Source organism: Sphingobium chungbukense (assembly GCF_001005725.1).
Classification (GTDB): domain Bacteria; phylum Pseudomonadota; class Alphaproteobacteria; order Sphingomonadales; family Sphingomonadaceae; genus Sphingobium; species Sphingobium chungbukense.
The window spans coordinates 127,006-145,107 of the sequence record NZ_LBIC01000001.1 but is presented as its reverse complement, the minus strand read 5'-3'; the positions used below and the strand labels follow the sequence as shown (position 1 = coordinate 145,107).

6 protein-coding genes and 1 riboswitch are annotated in these 18,102 nt (G+C 60.3%); all 6 genes read right to left on the bottom strand.

The window, feature by feature from the left end:
• Positions 1-113: 113 nt before the first annotated feature.
• On the bottom strand, positions 114-6,083 hold the full coding sequence (locus YP76_RS00690) for a DEAD/DEAH box helicase (RefSeq protein WP_046761707.1): 5,970 nt from the start codon (positions 6,081-6,083) through the stop codon (positions 114-116).
• A gap of 1 nt (position 6,084) precedes the next feature.
• Positions 6,085-9,384, bottom strand: a complete 3,300-nt coding sequence (locus tag YP76_RS00685) for an STY4851/ECs_5259 family protein (protein ID WP_046761706.1) — start codon at positions 9,382-9,384, stop codon at positions 6,085-6,087.
• 98 nt (positions 9,385-9,482) lie between these two features.
• Entirely contained in the window at positions 9,483-13,307 is a 3,825-nt protein-coding gene (locus YP76_RS00680; RefSeq protein ID WP_046761705.1) for a DEAD/DEAH box helicase, read from the bottom strand.
• A 3-nt stretch (positions 13,308-13,310) separates the two neighbouring features.
• On the bottom strand, positions 13,311-14,711 hold the full coding sequence (locus YP76_RS00675) for an EH signature domain-containing protein (protein ID WP_198147402.1): 1,401 nt from the start codon (positions 14,709-14,711) through the stop codon (positions 13,311-13,313).
• Positions 14,708-15,436, bottom strand: a complete 729-nt coding sequence (locus YP76_RS00670) for an OmpA/MotB family protein (protein ID WP_046761704.1) — start codon at positions 15,434-15,436, stop codon at positions 14,708-14,710. Before YP76_RS00670 ends, YP76_RS00675 begins: the two co-directional genes overlap by 4 nt.
• Entirely contained in the window at positions 15,436-17,361 is a 1,926-nt protein-coding gene (zorA, locus tag YP76_RS00665; protein WP_046761703.1) for an anti-phage ZorAB system protein ZorA, read from the bottom strand. Before zorA ends, YP76_RS00670 begins: the two co-directional genes overlap by 1 nt.
• A 652-nt stretch (positions 17,362-18,013) precedes the next feature.
• Positions 18,014-18,084, top strand: a riboswitch (Fluoride riboswitch).
• Positions 18,085-18,102 lie beyond the last annotated feature (18 nt).

Here is an 18,102-nt window from a genome sequence, read left to right as displayed (position 1 = left end):
CCCTACTGCCTGTTGCCGCCACTGATACCGCAGCAGCGCCCGCGGCTTCTGTATATACAGATGATCCGCCAATGCAGGGGCAGCCGTCACTCGCGCAGGGGAAAGCTCCTGAATCATCGCTTGGCCACGGCGAAGTAGCTTTCGCCAGTCCCGGACACCGCAGCAGTCGATCGGAACAAGTCACCAGCCTGGGTTGCCGGCGCTGCGCGGAAATCGTGCCTGGGCGGGTTACCGACGATGCGCCAATATCCAAAACCCTGATCTAACAAGACGAGCGCCCTGCTTCCGTCTCCGTACTCAAACTCAAGCTTTCGCCCGTGAATGGCGCTATCAGTCACCTCGAGAGCGACATCGAGACCAAGCCTTTCGCCAAGGACCTGGGCCACATCCTCCCGGTCGCCCTCATGATCCCAGTCGTTGAAAATCCGATAGGGCACTCGGTCCCTTTTCAACGGCTGCACCACGACGTCGACTTCGACTGTCTCGCCACCCTTCAGCTCTGCCGCAAGCGCCTCGCAGGTCCGCAGGAAAAGAAGCATCGGAAGCGGCGCATTGAGATAGCGGTCAGAATAGGAAATTCTGAGCAGCTGCCCTGGTCGCCAGATGCCAGCTGCTTCCATATGCTGCTTCAGTTTTGCACCAAATCGCTTGCCGAACTGGCCCACCGGACATTGGCCAAATCCAAGCATCACCTCGACCTTGTCACCAGAAGCAACCTGGCGCTCAAGGTCATCGGCAGCGATCAAGACAAATGGCGTTGGCGGATTGATGCTGCCCGCAACGACAGCATGGGTTTCGCCAACGCCCCATCGTTCACCGGGCTGCAGGGCATTCGCATCGCGTGAAAAGAAGGCTGTGGCTCCGCCCAAGGAGATCAGTTCCGCTATCCGGCAATTTCCAAAGGGGCCGCTTTCTGACTGGCCCAGCCCCAGTTGGAAGTCGTTGCGCACGGCCGCGTCGCGCAAGAACCGGCGTTCTACCTCTGCCAAGTTCTTGAACGACTTGCCGGACAGGACGAGCGTCACCGGCACGCCCCGGGCTGAGGCAGACGAGAAGAACGACCGCATCTTGATCGAGGACAATTCGGCAAGGTCAAAGGCCTCCGGTAGGAATGCCGTTACGCTATCCCCGCTGCGAGCACGCAGCAGAATTGTGTTTGCGGCATCGCTGATAGCCTTGGCGTCCACAACCGCCCGATCCTCCTCGGGCAGGTCGGAATTCTTCTCGAGGAACGCACGAACAGAACTCAACGCCGCCCGCCGGTCCAGACGGCCTTGTTGCTTGTAGAGATCTGGCGCCAGCACACAGGCCGAGCACCCCATTTCACATTCCTTGGGGCAATCGAGGACATAAGAAGCCCGATCAAACACATGATGAATGTCGTCGAGCAGTCTCGGTGCGTAGCCGGCGCCGCCCGATGCCTCGTCGAACAGGTAGATCGAAGGCGACTTTCGGCCCAATTGGCCGTCCCTCGCGGTTACGGAAATGCCGAGTTCGCGCGGCTCAATACCGAGCCAGCGCGCAAGACTTTCGCGCAGTGCGGCCCCAAGCGCCCATGCCGCGCCGTCGCTTGCGAGCCCTAGTAACTGGACTTCGACGACATCGGTCAGAACCTCGTGTCCCAAGGCCAGGGCGCGCGTAATCGCGTATCCCTGATCGTTGCCCGGGCAGCGATCGATCAATTTCTTGTCCCGTGGCGTCAGCGGCCAGTGATCCTTGAGCGCGTCGGTGCCGGCTTCCCCGGCTCGTCCGCACTCAAGGCAAATCTCGTAGCCTTTGTCGTTCGGCCCGCGTGAATGGTGGTAAATATACCCATCGTGCGATGCGCGGATGCGACCGCTCTCGGGCTGCAGCAGAGGCTGCCACAGAGCATCTCCGACACTGACCTTTGGCGACTTGGGCTCAATGTAGACAGCCTGATCGGTGTCGGCATGGGGCTGCGCGTTCCAGTCGACCCTGAAACCGGCTGGTTCGAGGAATTGCTCCGTCTTGACGTTTGGATCGCCGCAATGGTCACAACAGTCCGGCATTTGGTGATCGGAGCCGGCCCCGCCGCATTGTTCGCACCACCAGGCCCAGCGCAAATTCTGTGGCTCTCGCTGGCCGCTATCAATAGGGCTGAGCCAATTGAGCGTTACGCCCGCCGACTTCCAGACCAGCCCATCGACGACAACCTCTGCACCTGGGGCATATTCACGGATCGCTATGTCGGCATTGCGGGTCGGACATTCATAGCGGCGATCCCGCGTCCCCTCCTCCTCCGAGCGATGGCGCTCCTGCGCCTTTTGCGTTTCGGCGCACAGGGTATCGAAAGGAACGACGGATGTTGGAAACCCACTTCCCGGGATCAGCGAGCGGTTGGCCAGCTCCTTGAGCAGAAATTCCTTGCAGAGGCGCCGTGCCTGGAACTCTGTCGCTTTCTTCGCTGGGCCCTCGAGCGCGTCGGCATCGAGTTTCAGGCGCTGCCATGTTCGCTGGAAGTTCGCCGTCTCCTGTTCGAACATCACGGCCGTATGCTCACGGATCTCAGTATCAAATTCGAGACCAGTGCTCTTCAGCAGGCGTTTGAGGCCAGCGTCGGTACTTGCAGCCGTCGTCGGCAGGCGAATCCATTCGCAGAAGGCGTCCACCGGCGGCAGTCCTTCGAACGATTGAAGGTCGGCTCTGCAGCCGAAGAAATCGCCCGTCTTGGTCCGGGCGAACTCGCCGTCTACCTCGCGGAACCATTGCGCGAGCAGATAGGCGTTCGCGTGCCGCTGAGCGATGCGGTCGGAATCCAGCGACACGCGCGGAGAGGCGAGCTTGCGGGCAAGATAGCTGGCAGGATCTGCGAACGTCTCGAGATCAAGCGGGGCGTTGCGCGCGATGGTTAGGCTCGTCGAGAATCCTTGGCCCCGTCGACCCGCTCGACCGGCGCGCTGATTGTAGTTGGCAATCGAGGGCGGGACGTTGGTCATCAAGACCGCCTCAATCGAGCCGATATCGACGCCCATCTCCATCGTCGTCGAGCAGGCAAGGAGATTGATATCGCCCTGTTTGAATTGCTCCTCGAAATCTCGCAGGCGATGCGGAGGCTGCTGCGCGCTATGTTCTTCGGCGCGCAAATAGGGCGTCGCGAGCGCAGCTTGGTCGTGAATGTCGGTCCAGAGATGCGCGCCGCGAAGTGTCGTGACCGCTTCATTCTCCGCCAACCATGCGGTTAGCTGTTGCTTGGCTTGCGAACTCAGCGGCCGGGACTGCGGTAATTTCGGAAACTCGACCTCTGTCACCATCTTGCCGTCGAACCGACCGATGCCGGAACTGACAAGATTGGGGGATCTGCCAAACACGAGGCGCGGCAGCACCCGGCGCGTCAGCGGACATTGCCAGGCCTTCGTCACAGCTTCGATCTCGGCGGCCTTTTCCAGACGCAGACTGAACGTGCCGCCTACGCCCGCAAGCAGTGGCGTCAGATGGTGCCATGCCGTGCGAAGGAGCTCGTTGATATCGTGCCGATCCTTCGCCGAGGATAGCTCAAGGGTCAGCGCTGTGGCCAGAAGGAGAACGGAATCGGTCTGCCGGCCCTTTGTGTTGACCGACGGCCATACGAGATCGCGCTTCGCGCCAGGCGGCTGATCAGGTCCAATGATGCTTCTCGGCCGTGCCCTTCCTGGCATCCAACGCGCATCCCCGTCGTCAATGTCTACCGCGAACTGGCCCCGCAGGTAGTCAATCAGGAAATAGAGAAAGTCGCGCCAGTCTTCGATTCCATAGCCTTTGGCAGCGACGATCTCAGGCAGCTTGTCCTTGCCGATTCTTTCGATGTCGGGGAACCGCAGACGCGCCAGACCCAACGTTTCCATGGCGTTCGCGTTGCGCGGTCTACGGGCCATTTCGCGCAGCAGCATGAAGCGGGCCAGTGCTTCGCGGTTGTCATGAAAGCGCTCGCTGCGATCGAGGTCCCAGACTTTGGCCATCATGCCGATCGTCGGCTCGGACGCCAGCGCGGATACCAGGTCCTTCCAAGGAATGCCGGAACCACCCGCGCCGTTGAGCTCGGCGTCGATCTTCGCGATGTCATCCCTGAACGATGGCATTTCCTCAACAAAGCTCGCGAGCTTTGCGCGCTTTTTGAGCAGATCCTCCCGCGCCTCTTCTGACAATGCGGTCCGCTGCGCTGCTTTCTGCACGGCGTGGTAGATGAAGCCGCGCACAAAGCCGCGTTCGCCATTGGTCTCGATATTGGCAGCAAAGCGCGCCGTTCCCTGCCGGCTGTCGGAAAAGCTGATCAGCTGGCGGCCGTCAAAAGGCAAAGCGTGGTCTGCCTGATGCGGAGACACGCCTTCGAGCAAGATCGGCGCGGCTTTTTGGGTCAGGAACGGAGTGCCGAAGCGGAAGGGCAGCATGGCCGGGCGGCCCTGACGCTTGTTGCCGAGGCAGGCCGGACAACGGCCCTCATTCAGCTGGGTAAGATGGAAGTGACCGGTGCCATCCAAGAATTCGCCGCTCGCCACGTCGAACCCGACCAGCGTCGAACTGGTTTGCGGGTTAATCGCGATCAGGCGCGGATGCCCGATAGGCTCCGCTTGCTGCTCTTCCCCGTCGCTATCGGCGTCGTCATGGTCCTGATCCCGGTAGCTGTTTTCGCGGAACTCGTCGGTATCTTGTGCGCTCCGGCGCGGCAGGAGCCTGTCGCCCATATCGTCGGCGGGCAGGTATGGCTCGCCACAATCCGCACAGCTCTGAACCTCATACACCAGAGAGTGGCAATGCGGGCAGCTGTCCCGTTGCTCGAACAGGAGGGAGCCGATCGGCCAGCCTGCGGGCTTTACCTCACCGCTGCAGCCCGGATTGATACAGGTCCACAGGCCCGGGATCGCGCGGGTGAAGCTATGGGCGCGCATTGGCAGAACCGGCTTCGCCTCATTTGCATTGTGCGCAGAGAGAGCGAGCACGATCTTTTCGGCTGCGGTCGTGACAGAAGACAGCGCCGAGATGGTTTGCGGTTCTTTTTCGAGCAGCTCGGCCACCTGCCTTGCCGCAGGATCATCCGATGCGGTCAGGACTTTGGAAAGATCGACCGGCTGCGGCTTGCCAATAACGACATGCGTACGCTCAAGCGGCACGCCAGCGATATCGGAGAGGAACCGCTGCAGTGAGGCAACAGCCTCTGCATCATCTGCCGATCCAATGGTGGCCGAGGTCGCCACAAACCGGACCTGATCGGGCGTCACATCGAAGGCATTCATCACGCGCCGAAGCAGGAGTGAAAGCTCGGCTGCAGCAGAACCAATATAGCTATGGGCTTCGTCGATAACTATCCAGCGCAGCTTGCCGCGCGATGCATCGAGTATTGGGCGATCCTCGCGCCGGATCGTCATATATTCGAGCATAGTCTGGTTGGTGACGAGAATGGGGGGCGGATTGGCGCGCAGGGTTTCGCGGTAGAGAACCTGGTGCGGGATTTCGTGTTCGGCCTTATCGCGGCTCGACTTGCGCGCCGTTCCCATAAGACCGTTGTAAAGCGCAAAGCGTACGTCGCCCCTGAGCGGCTTGGTCCATGCGGTCAGGCGCTTCTCCTGGCTCGCGATCAGCGCGTTCAGAGGATAGAGCATGAGTGCGCGCACGCCGGTGAGCTGGCCTTCGGCCTCCGACGCTCGCACTAGATCATCAAGCATGGGCACGAGGAAGCACTCGGTCTTGCCCGAACCGGTGCCACTCGAGACCAGCACCGATTGCGGGTCTATCTCGCTCAGCAGCTCCCAGGTTTTGAGCTGATGCGCATAGGCCGGATAATCAAACCGCAACGCGGCGTCGGGCGTCTGGGTGATCGCTTCGATCGTCTGGGGATGAAGCAGTGCGCTGAGCTGATTGGGGCTCTTGCCAGAGGAGACATAGCCGGGCGCCGCCTGGAAAAGCTGCTCGGACACGAGCGCTCCCTTCGCCGGATCTGTGCCAGCAAGACTTTGCCGAAGAAAGGCGTTGAGCCCCTCGTGGCGGATGCCCGCACGCGATACGACTGCCTCAGCGAGCCCTGCTTGCAGGCGCCGGTGGACAGCCATCGGCGACAAGTGGGCAGGCTGGGATGGATCGTTAGCGGACATTCTAGAGCTCCGAGAGGCCGTAGCCATAGGCTTTGGCAAAATATGTGGGGTGACGGCGTTCGACGTCCTTCACCGTGAGGACCTGTTCCTTGTCGAGCGTAATTCGGCCCTTGGCCGCCAGAGCAGCCGCGAACGGGGCATCGAAAACCCGCATAAGGGACTCGATGAAACTTTCTCTGGGCAGCAGGTCGCTGAATGCGGGGCGGAATGGATTGAAGCCGCCCGCATCCATGCTGATGCTTTCGCTGGTATGGCTGGTAAAGTGGCTGCGAATGTCGTTCCAGCCTTCCGGCGCATAGCCGCGGCACAGCAGCGGTGCCAAAACGGGGGCTCGCGCCGCAATTTCGTTTTGCCGGTCGGTAATTCGTGTCAGTGCCCATTGGGGATCATCAAGCCGGGACACGAGATAAAGTCCCTGGGCTTGAAAGGCTGTCTCCCAAGAGCTGCATGGCAAAAGGGTCCAGCTTGAGCAAAGACCGTCGAACACTTCGAGAATTGGAGACAGATATTGCTCTTCGCAGCGGTAAAGCAGCAGTGGCGCAAGGGCGCCCGCAGACTCCAGTTTTCCGAAGATCTCGAACGTCTGGGGGGGCAGGCCGTTCAGTGACAAGGCCAGCTTCATGACGGCCTGTATGGTCTTGTTTGCCTCGTCCGTTGCGGGATCGCGCGCAATCTCATCGACCAAAATCTGGAGATCCTCCCGCGCCAGTTCGAGCGGCTGCGCCATAGCGCGCCCGAGCCTGTGCTGCGGAGCATCGTGTACCAGGTCGCCTGCGATAAATTTAGGGCGCGTGAGGACGCGAGCTCCATCGCGCAGATAGACGAGCCATGGTCCGCGCAAACGCGGAAGCTGAAGCAATTGGCCGCCCAGGCCACTGAGCAAGCCTGTATAGGAACCAAAGTCGGCTTCTTTCTCGGGCGCGCCCAAGAACCGGCCGCAGACCCGCGCATCTTCACCAAGGATTGCGGTCTTTGGACGAAGCCCCCCACCGGGCTCCCATTCCAGCGTGTTCCCGAACTCGGTCACATACCAATGATCGTTGCTGCCATTATGGAAATCGAGCCGAACCTTGGCATCGATGCCAAGGGGCCGCATGAGCGCGGCGACATCGGTCCGCAAGGCTGACAAGCCGAGTTCGCCATCAATTGTCCAGTGAGCTTCCAGCGCGGCTCCGCCGTGCCCCACGACCTCGCCCATGAGGATCGCGGTAGCGGGCACTCGGGCCACGGTGTCGCGAAGGTCGGCAAGCCCCAGAATGGTATCACGCCTGAGGAGCTCGCCGTTCCAGGTGGTCAACCATTCTTTCGACCGGAGCGGAACCTGGAGCTCAAAGGCTGGGCCTGTGCCCGGCGTCAGCCGCAGAGGCAGTAGCGCCCTTTTGGGGGGATTGATCCGAACTGTCCAGCTGTGTTCCTGCGAACGCGGCTCACCGCCGAGTGTGGCTGTGCTGGCCCATCCGTCCAACACGATCTCGGCTTGCGATCCATGGGTACGTTGGCTTACCGCAAAATCGGCAGGGAGCACTATGGCGGTCAAGCGGTCGCGAACATGGTGCGTTGTGCTATCGAGCCAGGCAAATTCACAAGGACCGGGGCCGGCTGCGGCCAGGTCATCGCGCCAAGACCGTTCGCCAGAAAGGCGCCAGCGAACTTCGCCGCGAGTGGCGACGCGGCGCGACATCCCATCTTCCACTTCGGCGTGGAAGGGGTGCTTGAACAGCCGCTCCCCATCGCTTGCCTGCACGCCGGCAAGCGCCGTGGCGATGATCGAAAGCTTATCCTTGCGGTCCGCACTTTGACCGGTTCGAATGAGGAACCTGTCGCCGTGCGCCGTCTCGGCGACAATCTGGCCCGCGCATCGGTAGAGGCGGCGGCCAAGGGCAAAGGCAAAGTCCTCAGCTTCGATCTCAGTCGCCGTGTCCTTTCCTCGGATCGACCAGTCGTGCGGCACGTCGATAAACACCAGTTCAGCACGATAGCCGCCCGAACCCTGGCCGATAAGCGCAAATGTCGCTTGTTCGCTGTCTCCGGCTCGCTGTTCGAACACGCGCAAGCCATTGGTGACCGGCTTGCCGCCTGGGACCATGAAGCTTCTGCACAGTCTTTCGCCGCGCGCATGAAATTCAGCGGTAACGGGTAGATCCAGCGGAAATTCGATCGCCGCTTCGCTGCGCATGGCCCGGGCGATCCAGCTGTTGCCAGCTTCGTGCTCGAGATAGGCCAGCCGGCCCGAAGCCCGGTCGGCCAGTGCCCCCGTGGGTTGAAGAAACACGCGAATATGTTCGCCAGGCGACAATATGCGATCCTTGTCATCCCAGCGACCGTCGAGGTGAAAGTCGAGACACTCACGCCAGTCACCGTCGATCTGGCGCATCAATCGGCCGATCCGGATACTGCCCGTGCCGGTCAGCTTGCGGGCCTCGAGAAGGGTATCGATGAGGCCTGTCGCAGCGCTGTCGAGTGTCATCGGTAATTCATCGCGCCAGTCTTCGTAGGCTTGGTCCAGCCTGGCCGAATAGGGGCGGCCATCGGCCGGCGCTTCCTTGTCGGCAAAAGCACGCAATTCGACGATCTTGAGCGCGAGTTCGCCGCAAATCGCATGCATTTCCTGGCTGCGCCAAATTGACGGGAGAAGATAATCGTTGCGTTCGCAAATGGTGACGGCAGTCCCGATGTCCGGTTGATCGGCGCCCAGGAGCTCGCCCACAGTCCTTTCAAGAAACCGGCGCGGCCAGCTCGCGCCGCTGGCGATGGCCGCCGCCGGAAATCCGCCGTGACGCGCGAGATTTGCCAATCGCTGGTTGCCGTATGTGGTAACAAGCGGCGCGATTCCCCAGGCGTGAAAGCCGCGGTCGGCAAGCGCGCGCCATTCGGATTGAGGAAGCTGCACGCCAAGCACGGCTTCAATGTCCGACCAGCGCTGCATGCCGCCTTGGTAGGATCGCCGAAACCAATCCGCAGCCCAAAGAACGAAGGCCGGAGCAAGCAAGGGCCGGAGCATATCCGACGCCAGGCTCGATGATAGCTTCTGCGCGATCCGCTCGAACGTGCCCGCCGCCAGTTTATAGCGATACAGCGGTAAATCGGCCGGGCGCGGCAAGGCGAGCTCCGCGCCTATCCTCCCGAGCGGGTGCAGCCCGCTGGCGGCCTCTCGTGCCAATTGTATCGCCCGGATCATCAAGATGCGGGGACCACCAAGGGTGTGAATTTCGTCAGCGATCTTGCGCAGCTGCTCGGGATTTCTGCGCGCTGCTGCGATCTCGGCCTTAAAATCACGTTCTTTTAGTGTTGAGCTATCCACCCGGCGCCTCGTCGTCTCCAGGATGCTCGCGCGACACCCCCATGTCCCCCACCACCACTAATCATTACTTTCTAATTAATTATGAAGCTTAGCCACATCTAGTGCACTCGAGATGACGCCGCCGCCGGACGCTCATGAAAGGCGTTGACCACGCACGACCAGCGCGCGTTCATGACGCCATCGATCCCGCGCCCCAGATCCCAAATCACGCTATCGCCGTTCTCAAGCCGGGCTTTGACAAAGCGGTCGTGCAGGTCGCCGCCCGATCGCCGCGACTTCTGGACAAGGTGCAAGGGCACTGAAGCCATAATACGCTGCCAGCGCTCTTCGAGATCCTTTCGCTGCTCATGGGTGCTTTCTGGATCCCGGGTTTGAACCGAATCCGCGTCAAAGGTCACAATGTGGACAGCGTCGATTTGCGAGGAGAGCTGCTCAAACCGGCTGATGAAATTGATAAGACGGCTACGCGCCTGTTCGTCCGCGCAGCAATAAGGATCCTGGACTTCGAGCCGCGCAATCGCAGCGTTACGCGCATATTGCTCAAAAATGGTCCAGTCGCGTGGACCATATTGCTCGAAGACCACGCGCTGAACGAACGGCGTGCGCGCTTCGGCGGCCTCAATCGGGGTGCGCGCTGACAGAATGGGGCGCCTCATGGGTCGCGCAGGCTCGCGCGATACGGCCTCCGGCTTTTCTACGTTTGCACTTTCGGCAAGAGATACTGTCTGTTCTTCCGGCAAAGCCTCGGGGGGCATCGACCTTTGCGGCTCATTTGCCAGGATTTCAGGTTCCGGATTGTCGCGTTTCTCGGCGATCGGAGCCTCTGACGAGGCCACGTCCGCCGAGAACGATAGATCGTCTTCATCCGGCGTCTCGTCGCCCGAAGAGATGTCACGCACGCTTACGCTGCGCCGATCTTCCCGAGACGCTGCGTCTGTGCTTGACGCAGCGGCATTGATTTCCCTTGCCTCCGGCTGGGCATGACGCCCGTCGAGCACATCGGACAAAAGATCCTCGACGTCGCGCTCGCTTTCCGGCGGCATGAGCAGGCCACGGCTCAGCGAACGCTTGCGATCCATCAGCGCATCGAGGCGTTGGTCAAAGCTTGAAGGGCCGATGGCCTCGTCCGGATGGATCGCCATCGGAATGTGGATCGTCACCGGGCGCGTCTGGCCGATGCGATAGGCGCGGTCGGTCGCCTGGTCTTCGACCGCCGGGTTCCACCATCGTGACAAGTGGATCACATTGTTGGCAGCCGTGATCGTCAGACCGACGCCGCCCGCTTTGGGCGAGAGAATGAGAACATCGAATGCGGCGGATGAGGTCTGGAAAGCGCTCACCATTTCCTGACGCTTGTGACCCGCGACCGAACCGCTGATACACATGGGCCTGCGCCTAAGATCGAAGCGTTCTTGTACCGCCATGGCCAGAAAGGCCTGCATTTCGAGGTCTTCGCAGAAGAGCAGCGCCTTCTCGCCGCGTTGCTTGACGCCCTCAAGAATTTCGAACGTCTTTTGGAGACGTGCGGACTGCGCGATGTAGGCATCGATATCGGTAATGCCGCGCGGCGGGAGGGGATGGAGCGACGTGCCGCGCAGCATATGCAGCACCTTGAGCATAGCGCCCTGCTCGCCGCTTTCGCGCAGCGCCCGCGCGCGGGCCAGGACCAGATCGTAGGCCTGAGCTTGTGCCGGCGGCATCTCGACGGCGTATTTGCGTGCACTCTTTTCCGGTAGGCCCGTCAGAATTTCGTCTTTCATGCGCCTAAGCATGAAGGGAGGCAGTTCGTCGTCACGCTCGATTAGCCGTTGCTGCAGGTCCCCGAGCCGCTCCAAATCGCTGGCGGGATAACTGTTCTCAAATTCGCGGCTCGATCCCAGAAAGCCTGGATAAACGGTGTCGGCTATCGACCAGAGGTCCTGGAGCCTGTTTTCCACCGGAGTGCCCGTCATCGCGATCTGAAGGCGCCCGTTCAGCGCCTTGGCCGCCCGTGTCATCTGACTGGCTGGATTTTTGAGCTTCTGGATCTCGTCGTAGACAATGGCCGCAAAGGGAAGGCGCGCAAAGCTCATATGATAGTCGCGCATGGTCTCGTAGGTGGTGAGGACAATACCCGCGCGCTCCCACTCGCTCACGTCCAGCCGCGAGGTTCCGCCGCGGATGTCGCTCCCCGGCTCGAGCCGGATGTTGCGCAGATTTGCTCCGAAGGCTTCCACCACCTGCCCCAAAAGGCCGGGTTCGATATGCTGTGCAATTTCGGCCTGCCAGTTTCTTAAGAGACCGGTCGGGGCAACGATCAGTACGGGCTTGGGATGCTCCGATTTGCGCTGCAACCACAGCAAGAACATCAGCGCCTGGAACGTCTTGCCGAGCCCCATATCGTCGGCGAGGAGAACGCCCGGCAACTTGCGTTCCCAGGCTTCGGTAAGCCAGGCAAAGGCCTCGCGCTGGTGGGGCTTGGGCTGCGACTTCAAGCCTTGCGGTAGCCCGGGGACGGTAAACGGCTCAGAAGCCGCTTGCGACCGGGGCAGGCGGGCATAGTCGAGTTGCTCGAAGTTCTCGCCGACCTGGAGGAAATAGGTTTCGAGCGCTTCACGATCGGTCTCGTCGGCAGATGAATGCCCCACATTTGCGGCAACCTGCTTCTCAAGATCGGCCAGGGCGCGCGCCGACTGAAGCGTAGCAGGCGTGGCGGGAATGTCCTCCCCCCGCCAGGCAACCGTTTCGCTGCCCGCATCAATCGCCTTTTCGACGGTCTCGGCCAGGCTTTCGGCCTCACCGGCTGCCAATTCGATGTGGCGCGCATTTGGCGGATCGCCGATCCGCAGGCCGAACCCTTCCGGCAGCCAGCTGTTCGGCTTCGGCTTGATCCAGGGCAGGACGGGCTTCTGCCAAACTTCGATGCCGCTGACCCGCTCTGAAAACTGCTGTGTCTCGACAAAGAGGCGATCGGCCGCCTCATCATCATCGCCCGCGTCTAGTTTCAGCTCTTCGCGTAAAATACGTTGTGGCGAGCGCAAAAACTCGCGCTTTTCCTGCGAGGAGCTAGCTTGCTTGGAACGTACCACATCGAGAGCCTTGCCCAGCATAGGGTCAAGGAAAAGGAGTGTACCGTCCGAAAGAAGATAGCTGCGCCGTCCACCTTCCTGACCTTTGAACTTGCGTTGAAAGCGCTGAGAATCCTCAGGCGTCAGCAGCGATGCCGCCTCTTCATCGACAAGATCACCATCCAGGGTTTCAGCGGCATTTCTGGAAAAGAGCACCGGGTCAAAGTCAAAGCGCCCGTGATCGGTCTTGGCGTTGAGCGAGAAATTGGCCGCATAGGCTATCCGTACGCGCTCGAGAAAACCGTCAGCCTCGATGCCGCTGCCGAATTCGTCACCGAGCTGTGCACGAAGCTGCGCGAATGCGGCCCGGCGTTCATCGGGATCGGCCGTCGCATTGACGGCCAGCGCCGCTTCGAAGACCGAGAAAATCGGCTCGGGAATCCGCCCGACCCGGCCGCCCTCGCGCACGCGTGCACCTGTTATATCCGGGCGGACCGGTAAGCCTCCGCGGCGAACCCACTTGACGTTGACCTGGATCGAGCCCGCTGCGAGCGAGCCGCTCGAATTGAGCTGCAATGTCAGCGCGGTAGCCGGTGGCAAGCCGAGCGCGAAGGCATCAGCTTCATCCAACCGCGCGACAATATTTGCGGGAAGAACTATGCCATCGGCTTCCTCGCGGATTTGTCCTTCGCTGTCGAAAGAGCGCGCGAGGGCCAAGGCGGCCTGACCCGCTTGAGGGGCGGCCTTGAGCCAGTCCGATAGCGGCACATTTTCACTGGAAGCGCGCCGGAACAGCCCTCCCGGCAGGTCGCGGAGCAGTGTTATTGTTTCGCTGCCGTCAGCTGCTTGTGTCGCGATGAACTTGGTGGTCACAATTGATCAATTCCCGTTTCGGGTCCGTCCCCTGCCGAAGCGGGGGTGGGCGATGGCGGCACGGCGGTGGATCAGTCCAGCGAACTTGTTTTCCCAACCAGGGCTTGCCGGCACATGCGATTCGAATTCGAAATCGGCCCGCCCACTGGTCGTCCGCAGTTTGCCGCCGTCGTAGACTTTTGCGTAAAGCGCCGGTGCATCAGGATCATCATCTCGCCAAAACCGGCATGAGCCATTGTCGCTCCACTCTGAAATCCTGAGATCACCGATTTGCATGATGATCGACGAAGATGACGCTGGTCCCCCTTGGATAATTCCGAATTCGGGGCGTTCACCGCTTTGGCGGATGAGATGCTCGATCTGATTGCGCGCGCGGATGCCCAATGCCGGCCAAGCGTCGGTAACAAGACCCTCATCGAGATAGGCCATCCAGAATTTTTCACGCTGTGCCCATTGATCCGGGCGGTCTGTTGTCTTGGCTATGGCGCGGAAAAACTCGCGCATGGCCACTTCAGTGAGCCAGCGCTTGAAGACTTGGGCAATCTCGCGGGCACGCGCTTCACCGATGGCCTCGGATAACGAGCGCACGATCCGGTCCCAGCGGGTGCGCTGAATACGCGGATCACCGACCTGGTCCAGGAGAAAGGCCGAGATTGCCTTGCGATGCTGTGGGTCAGGTTTGGCGCTGACCCAAGGTTCCAGCAACGCACGCACGACCAATTCGAGTTGCCCGGCGAGCGCATCGCGGTCGAAGAGCGCGAGCAAATTGCGCTGAGCGCCAAGCGCTTGGCTAGGCGACAAGGCGGCGGTCGCGATGCAAGTTTTTGCAAAAGTCGCTTGCCCAAACCTGCTGGCAGCAAGGTTTACCCCCAGACCCGTTTCTCTCATGATTTGCGCCATTCCGTCCGTGTCGCATGACACAAAATCGACGGCCACGTTCGACGGGCCTTGCTGGGGAGCGAACATATCCCAGCGTCTAGCCCTGTCGCGCCACGCCCAGTCATGCCGCCGCGCCGCACTTGAAGCAACACTTGCGAGTTTGCCCATGATAGGGCGATCATAAGGGAAATAAGTCAGATAGCCGTCAATTACGGCCTGGTCCGAACTGCGCCTCGGCTCTCCAACCACGCGGTCAATGGCAGCGGATCCCAATTCATCAAATTCCGGATCGCACCAAGCTCCCCGCAGCACCCGATTAAGCTGATACCGCGGAAGCTGATTGGCGCCGGTGTGCGCCGCTTCGCGCAAAAATGGCTTTAGCTGGATGATCGGCTCTGTTTCGCCGATTTCCGCTGCTGCGATCTTAGCGAACTGCCGCTGCAATTCAGGCTGGGTCGTTGGCGGCTTCGCCAAGCCCGCACCTGCCAGCGCTTCCATCCGTGCGATCGCGGTGCGCAAGAAGCTCATTTTTTTTGCCTCAGAATATCCTGATCGAGGCCCGTGCTCGGCGTAGTCATTAGGAAACGCAAATCGATTCGCCGATTGCGTTTCTTGGCCACTTCGCTGTGACCTGAAGCAATCGGCCGGTCGGGACCGTAACCGCTGAGCCCCAGAATCGGAGCCGATCGGGCCTCACCTTCGGGCTTGTTGCGGAATTCCTGCAAATCTGGCTGATTGCGTTGCAACATGCTGAAAGTTGTTTCGGCCCTGCGCACCGAAAGGCCATAGTTGTTCATTGCGCCCACCATGGCGTCGGAATCAGTGTGGCCCTCGACGAAAACGGCATCGATGAGATGCGACGAGCGAGCCCCTTTGCAGAGGTTCGATGTGGTAAAGCACGGCAATACTTCGACCATGGCGCTCGCGACCTTGCTAATCGCGGCCTGGCCCCTATCGGTCAGTTCCCACTGGCCTTTGTCAAAAAGAACGTCGTCGGGCAGTCGCAACACTCCCGTCTTGGTGTCGATCTCGACTTGCAGCCCCTTGTCCTTGAGTGACTGTTGGAGATCGTTGAGAATCTCAGCCCGGGTCTGGTTGGCCCCTGTCAGCTCGGCGGTTTTCGATTGAAGCTGAAGCGCGAAGTAGGCCAAGAGAATGATAAAGATCAGGAGCAAGCCAACCATCATGTCGGTCATGGACATGAAGTAGCTTTCACCTTCGTCGGCGTGCCTCCGGCGAACGACACCGTCCATTATTCAGTAGCTTCCCGGCTTTGGTTCGCTAGGATTCCGGCGAGCTCCTCAACCGTGTCGCGCAAGGTCGTCAACGGTTCGAGCGCACCGGCAAGCTGAGCGACACCTTCGCCAAGCGCCTTGTCGATCTGGCCAACCCGCTCATTGAGGTTCGAGGCATGATTGCCCGCAGCGTCAGAAATCTTCTGAATCGCATCGCCAAGCGCACGGTCCACTTCCTCGAACCGTGCCCGATATTCAGACCAGGCCGACGAGGCTGCCGACGCGGTCTGATTGAGCGAAGTAGCGAGCTGGCGCATTTCCTCGCGTGCGCTTTCCGACGATTGCGCGTTTTTCGATACTACCGTCTCGACCGATTTGACCGCTTCGGCGATTGCAAGCGCTGACTGGCGTACAGGTGCGCTGGCCGCCTCGACATCATTGGCGACAGTCCCGAAAGCGGTAGCCAAATCATTCGAACGCGTAGCGACTTGCTCTATCGCGCGCGCGTGGTCGCCTATAGCGCCCTGTGCGCTCGCTAGCCTGTCGGCCGACGAGGCGATCGCATCGCCCGCTCCCTTCATGCTCGCTACGAGCGGCGCGCCAGTGGCGTTGAACTTTTCGACAAAGTTCGAGAACGAGGTTTCCAGCGCTTCTTGACCGATGCGCGCAGCGTTGTTCGCCGCGTCGGCCGAGGCTTCGCCCATTTTGCCTGCCGCTGCGGCCAAGCCTGCTTTCATTTCGTCCAACGTGGCACCCAGATTGGAGAGCAGCTCGTCCATGCGCTGGCGGGCCATGGCACTGGTTTGCTCGTTTTCTTCGCGCATACGGTCTGCGATGACGCCGAAATTCTTATTGAGGTCACCGAAGGCCGCCCTCATCTCTTCAGAGGCTTGGCCAAAGCGGCGCACAGCTTCTTCGATCTGTTTATCCGCTTCACCGGTTTGCTTTTCGAAACGGTCTGCCATCGTCGCCATCGAGGCGGTCATTACGCCAATTGCTTCGGCCAGGCCCGCCATCTCAGCGCCAGCGCCCGAAACAATGGCATCCCGGACAGCGTCACCACCGCCGCCGGTGATCTTGTCGATGCCCTGTTGAATCGATCCCAGATGGCTGATCATGGGCGCCATCTGCTTTTCAAGCGCGCCGTCGAGGGCCGCTGCTAATTGTTCGGAAAATGTCCGAAGCGCCGGCGTCTGCTCCTTAAGCTGCTCGAGTTGATCGGCCGCGATGCGCTGAGGGGGCAAATAGGCCATCCCGTGCTCCAGCCCATCACACAGCGCCGAAAGACCATCGTTGATGCGCTTGCCAAAACGGTAATCGTACGAGCGCAATACAATTGAAGCGACGATACCGCCCACCGACGCCCAGAATTTGGCCCCAGCCACTTTCATCAGCTCGTTGAGCCGCTCCTGCATGGCATCAACCCCGCCGCTGAAATCTAGGGTCGAAAGAGCTGCAATGATGCCCAAAAAGGTAATGAGCAAACCGATCGCAATAAAAATATTCGCAAACCAATTAAGTCCGCGATGATGCTCGCCGATATTAACAAAAAAATGTTCGGGGCGCCCCGCATTTTTCAACACGTCTGCACCAGGATCGACAATAGTTTCGCGGTATTCTTCCCAAGTTCGGCGAAGCGGAAGCACCTCCGGATGAGCCGCATCCATCATCTGCTCATCGATATCATTAAAACGTCGTGCAAAGGCGAGCCGTGCGGCATCGGCATCCGCCATACTGCCGCCGGTTACCTCATCGATCAGGCGTACGCGCGCTTCAATTGCGGAAGCTAGGGGCTGGTGATGCTCCCGCTTATAGCGATGGGCGATCGCAAAGGCTGTCCCAATGAGAACTACTGCCAAGAATGCCGCCATCGCATCGCCGATGAGCGGAACTTGAGTAAAGAAAAATATTAGCCCATGACCGAGCCATTCGGTAATTCCCACGCAGTCCCCCTAGTGTCCGCACAACTCGGCCTCCCACTCCTGCGCAGTGGCGGCCTGCAACGCTCGCGAATGGGAGCCAAAAGAAAGCCCCCGAATAAGGCGCAACGTTACCGAACCGGTTAACCCTAGCCAAGCCGCGTTCTGCTCCGTCTGCACGACCATTGTGCATTTCTTGAGCAGATTTTTGCTCTATTTTAAGTATTTCTGTTTGTTTCCCCCTCTGGGCGGAGCGGCTCCTGATAGTCCGCTCCTCCGTACCTGAAGGCCGACTTTGTCAGCATCCGACATGCCGTTTCGAGCTGGGAACAGCATATCTCGAACGCGTATATGCGCAAGCAGCGGAAAGGCCGAAGCTATGCGTTGGAATTTGGCAGCTGGATGGCGAGGATAGGAAGGCAGCAATGCGCTCATTGGCGGTCAGTCCGTGTATGACCGGGCCTGGGACAAACCCTGCGTTCATAAGCCCGGCCGGGAATGGCAGATCCTCGTCCAACACCCGGCATTCCTGACGCCCTGATAATCGTTTCAGGAATGCGCAGGGTTGGCCGAAAGGCGACTGACAGCTTCCAGCGCAGGAGAGGCATGAAGTTGCCGTACAGATCCACCTCCGCATGCGTTGCTGCTTGACCAAACGCATTCGCCATACGATATGCGCCGGCAAGGCGATGGATTTCCGCCGGGCTTCGGCCGAACCGCCTTCGGGCTGATGATTCCTACCTGATGCGTTTTCGCAACAAGGAG

Excerpts from the sequence above, each read along its gene's own strand:
- YP76_RS00690 (WP_046761707.1), bottom strand. The coding sequence starts at position 6,083 with ATGTCCGCTAACGATCCATCCCAGCCTGCCCACTTGTCGCCGATGGCT.
- YP76_RS00675 (WP_198147402.1), bottom strand. The coding sequence starts at position 14,711 with ATGAGCTTCTTGCGCACCGCGATCGCACGGATGGAAGCGCTGGCAGGT.
- YP76_RS00670 (WP_046761704.1), bottom strand. The coding sequence starts at position 15,436 with ATGGACGGTGTCGTTCGCCGGAGGCACGCCGACGAAGGTGAAAGCTAC.